Annotated in this window: 1 protein-coding gene; it reads left to right on the top strand. The window is 47.3% G+C overall.

The window, feature by feature from the left end:
• Positions 1-33: 33 nt before the first annotated feature.
• On the top strand, positions 34-5,457 hold a 5,424-nt coding region (locus GF309_12555; protein MBD3159615.1), incomplete at its 3' end, for a hypothetical protein.

Below are 5,457 nucleotides of genomic sequence, written 5' to 3'. Positions count from 1 at the left end.
GTGGAGAGTAGATTCGCAGGGAAGGCAATTCCAGTGGATGAATATCAGAATGTAGATATCTCTTGGAATGAAATTAATTTCAACACGATTGAAACACTTGCCTTGTTAGATTTTGTTGCATGCAACATAGATTCAGAACTAGGTCTTGTCAATTCCTTCAGAATGGAACTGGGAGATAATGTCATGGGTCTTGCTGAAGTAATGACTTTCATCTATAGAAAGGTATTTGTGAACTATAAGAAACAAAATCCAGATTCAGATAAATGGGACAAGATTTCGGATGAGAATGTGGCCCAGATGTTTCACTTCGTCTTGGTCCAAGCATCCAATTTCGATATTGAAGATTTACTGACAGACGATGGTGCAGGACAATACTATCTTACCCTGAGCGCCTTTGAATCAAAAAAGGCCCCCGAAGGAGAGGAGGGACAAGTCAAGCCATATGTATACCTGTCAGATGGCAAATCGGACAGCTCGGACAGGATAATTGGAAGAGACACCAAGTCTATTCAGACTATTGTATTGGGAAATGAGTTTCAGTGCTTAAATCCGCTAACACTAAAACTGGATATAGATACGAATGGTCGGGTAAGCTTACTTGATGTGTTTGCCACTGATGAAACTGTAGCATCAGGCATTGGTGTGTATTCTGGCTTGGATGAAGCATATACTGCATTTGACAAAGATGAAACAGGTCTACTAGTGAAACCAAAAAGAAAGAAAATTGGCGACAGATATGTTTGGGTGGTTCATGTTGATAGGAAGAAATACCACAAACGAGTATCTGAAGGCGGAGATGGTATCCGGAGATTTTCCAGCATTGTGAAAGAATTCAACGGTCCTGAAATGAAAATGGACAAAGAGATACTGGAAGATACCAGTGCATTCGAGCGTGTTCTAGGTGGGGCGCTCAGAGATTATCAGATTGAACTTGACATATTAAATATCAATACACAGAGTAACAAAGAATGGCGGTGGGGAAGTCTAGAGGGTTCGCTATACCAAAGCTTCATCAATAGTATCAAGAAACGCCTCGATTTCTTGCCAAAGAATGAGCCAGAATGGACCATAAACCCGGACGGGGGCGATAAGAATTGGAAAGCATGGACTGATGCACAGAAGGATGACCACGATTATTATAGTGGGCGACATAAACGAACAAACCCTTTCCATAGGAAGTGTACGAGAGACTGGCGATTTTCTCCCACCTTTTCTGAATTCATAGAAGGACTAATTCCAGAGATTATGGACGCGTATTCCCTTAAAACCAAAGAAGAAGGCGATGTTGTGACTGTAGGAGTTAGAGATATCCCCGCTAGGCATATTGTAGGACATCCACATGGCAAAAAATTCGCGAAAGGTACACGTCTTGGTGAGGCTGAGGTAGACTCTAGTAGAATAACTTCGCGGGAATATGAACTGGCACTTAGAACTATGAATGCAAAACTAATCATACGAAAGACAGAAGATGCCACATTGAATAGATTCCAATATGATGATGGTAGAGAATTGACACAAATTGATACAAAATACGAAATATATTTGCTGATAACCGAAAATGGCATAGATGATGAATCAAAGAACATCGTGACTTTCGGTAGACTACAGGATGTGCTAAGAGGTCACACCCCAATATTCGGAACAGAAATGGAGGCGTTGATTAGGATTAATAGCTATAAGAGGCTTCTCTATGACACTTTGGATCTTCCCGGAGTCTCGAACAAAGTAAAGCGAGCATGTCATAACGCACTAGCGAAGAATGTCGAACCCTTATTGGCGTATTTCGAAAATCAATTGGCCTTTGGACAAAGGGTAAATTCTATTCTAGAAAACAATTACGATAATCTAGATACATTACTAAATACCGGAGATAATGAAATATACAGTATGCTCTTGGGGAAACCTGAATTCAATGATGAAGGCGGTTTGAAAGAGCAATATTATAGAGAGGTTGAAGTGGCTTACCTAGAAAATGCACGGATTCCTCAAGTAGTTGAAGGAACTGCAGCTGAATTGAAGGCACAATTGGAATTGGTCCTATCCAATATATATGGTGGAAGGGCGAAATTTCCGATGTTCAAGGAATCTGCCGTTGGTGGAAAGTCTTTCAATAGTGCAAAGAATGGGCTGATTGGGGATATAGGAAGGATTTCTCACGGCCTAACAAGTGTACTTGGTCGCCGGATGATACTGTACATTGCTAATATGCCAACGCATGTAAGAGAAATTCCCGTCCAAAGCGGAGGTACCGAAAGTACAATCAAGAGAGCCACCAACTACAAAGGAACATTATCTGCCCTACTTTCATCAAGACGGGTACTATTTCAGACACTGAAAGCGAAGGGCATAGTCGACAAGAAAGCCAGATACAATGACAGATGGGTGGACAAGGATGGTAATTTGCTGACTGCACTATTTCTTCAAGGCCCCGAAGGAAAATCGATACAGGACCCCATTCGAGCAAGCGATGCAGATATCATTGTCTTGGTAAAGGATTCAGATGACAAGTATGTGAAAGGGTTGTATGATGTTGCTATACTCAATAAACACAGAAGTGATTTAGCTAATATATATACTAAGAGAGATAGATTGACTACTACTTCTATCCCTAAGCAGATATTGAATCAACGTCGCAAACTTCAATTTCTCATTATGAGTATGACGACCAACACAAAGGATGGAATTGGTATATATCAGTCATCATATGGGAGTATTCGGAGAGTTGACATAATAGAGGGACTTATTCATTACACAATCGAGTTACACAAGAATCCTATGTTATGGCGGGCGTATGGAGCCAGTGAAGGAAACAGAAGAAATGCCGAGAAGGTAACTAAGAGTGCACTAAAACGTCGGATGGATATTCTCACCTCTCTCTTTTCTGAGGAAACATTGGATGCCCTGATTTCTTATTTCCATCGGATAGGAGAAACAGCACAGAAGGTGAACGCTATCCGTAGAACTGAAGGTATGCTGACCATTGAAGAGAAGGTCTGGCGTTTGAGCTTGCATATTCTGGCGATAGCCAGAGACATTAGGAATCTGCTGGAACTCGACCCCGGCCCCCTCCTCTCAGATATCGATTTCTCCTCTATAACAACCTGGCTGCAAGCTTACCGTAGTCTGTATGCTGTTGACCCGGGCCTTCTCACCGACCTCAACCCGCTTGAAGCAGCATGGGACACGGACATCGATCTTGATATAACCGAGACCGTGAGCCCCGGCTGGCTCAACGACTTCCTGCATAACTCGACCCTTGACCAATCGATAAAGGACCTGAGCCTGCAGTCCGTGGCCTGGGAATTAGCCCGCACAGGCAGGCTTGCTGACGACTGGGCCTACCCACCGTATGAGGTTGCAGAGTGGCGGTACTTCACACCTGCACAGACCGCATGGACCGAGACCGGTGCCCTTGACGCGATGGCAACCAGTCTGCAAGTCGGCACCGCACAGATAACCCAGCAGCTACCCCTACAGGACACCAAGCTCGACAGGATTCAGCTGTACCTCACCGATGTTGAAGCTGGTGACAAGTTCAGGATCGAAGTGGAGGCAGGTGACCAGTTCGCCACCGGAACAACAACCCTCTCAACAGACGGCACCGTGGACATCACCCTCTCAAAACAGCTGACCGTGACAGACGAACCTGCAGAACTTATCATCCCGGTGCAGGATGCCGAACCAAGGCTATGGCTTACCATAAGCGATGATGCTTCCCTTACCGTGGACAAGCACCGCATCGAAAACCGCGACCTCTGGATACGGTCACATGACGCTGAGAAGGGTGCACTCACTGGCTGGCAGAAGGTGGGGGTCAGCTTCGAGACGGGAACGGATGTATCAGTCGAGACGCTCACAGCAAACCGCATGAACTACCTCGATTCTTATTTCCACAACAATCCCAAGGACCAGCTACCTTGCACGTGGATTGCAGCGGTAGCGTTCAACACAACAGACAACTCCACACACATCGAGTACACGCAGTACGAGCGCAGGGAGACACAGATTTATTCCGACATTCCTGACCGCACCTATGATACCACACCGGTCTACATCTATGGTGACGAGCTCCCGCTTGACTACGTGGTCAACGGTCTCCGCCTGAGCGACCAGAACGATATCACAGTCGTCTCAGCAAACGACCTCATCGACCTTGTCTATACCCGCAAGCCCGGCGTCCTCGTGATGCTGGAGGAAACGGTACCCATACAGATTCTCCAGCCAGACGATACAGGCGTCCCAGCCATACAGAACTGGCTCAAGGACGGCAATCAGATCGTTTCAGCCGGCGTGCTACCTTTCGAGAAGGTATGGCTCGGTGGCCAAGAGGTCTATACCGACGATTACCTGTATTCTGCAGAGATCTCAGCACCGGGAACCCAACGCATGAGCGAAGCCTACGTCTCTGATTGGAGCAACGATGTGGGCACTCAGCCTCTGGTCACCTATCAGGCAAGCCCCGGTTTCGAAGCTGGTCAGACCAATGAAACCTATCAACTCAGCCTCAACGGAGATGACGACTGGGTGGAGCTCGAAGGGTTCAAGGAAACCTCGGATGGAAGCCATACCTTTGTCTTCGCCTTTGCTATCGACAACGTAGACGGTACCAGTTTGCAGTACCAAACCATGGACATCTCGATGGACGGTGAACCTCTGTTCGAACGGGTTGCAGTGGACCAGTTCAGGAACGGATTCACTGGCCTTGGTCGCTCGAAGGCCCTCTATCACGGCAATAACAGGCTCTACGTGCATCATCTTGGTGATATCAACGATCCAACCCTTGGCACTGAACAGGCCAACTACCTCTGCTACATGACTGTTCGTGATGAGCTCCTGCGAGGAAACCACAAGATAAGGATTAGTGACAATGCCCTGAACAAGGCAAACCAGAAGCTCTACATCATGGACCTCGACAACATCTTCGACTGGGAAAACAGGCACAGGCCTGACAACTTCAGGCGCATCCAGGCACAGTACGGCGGCCTACCCACCTACGGTGCTGGTGTGTATGCTGTTACCGGCAAGGATGTCGTTGTTTCTGCATGGGACGTACACAGGAACAGCTTCACCCTGAACAGTTTCACCGGGGTCGAGCCGGGCACGACCTATTTCGCGACCGACCTCTCGAAGGTCTATCCATACCGGACCTACTCGAAGGACGCAACCGGACAATACGGAGAATACACGTTCCGTGTTGGTGCTGGATTGTTCACCATGCTAGACATGGTCACCCCCGATTCCTACCGGAACACCCTTGCCGAGCTCAACTACGTCTTGACCGGTGTTGTGGCCAACTGGCGTGACCTGATGATGACGACAACAGCTGATGACTCAGGCGCACAGATCGGTGGGAGCGATTTCGAAGGTCTCCTTGTCGAACTGACCACGCCTTCTGAAACCGAACGGACCCATCGTGCCCTGAATCAAGAACAGGACTTCAAGCATGACGGCAGGTAC

Source organism: Candidatus Lokiarchaeota archaeon (genome assembly GCA_014730275.1).
In the GTDB taxonomy this organism is placed as follows: domain Archaea; phylum Asgardarchaeota; class Thorarchaeia; order Thorarchaeales; family Thorarchaeaceae; genus WJIL01.
Note: the sequence above shows the minus strand (reverse complement) of the source record. Positions and strands in the feature narration are given on the sequence as shown.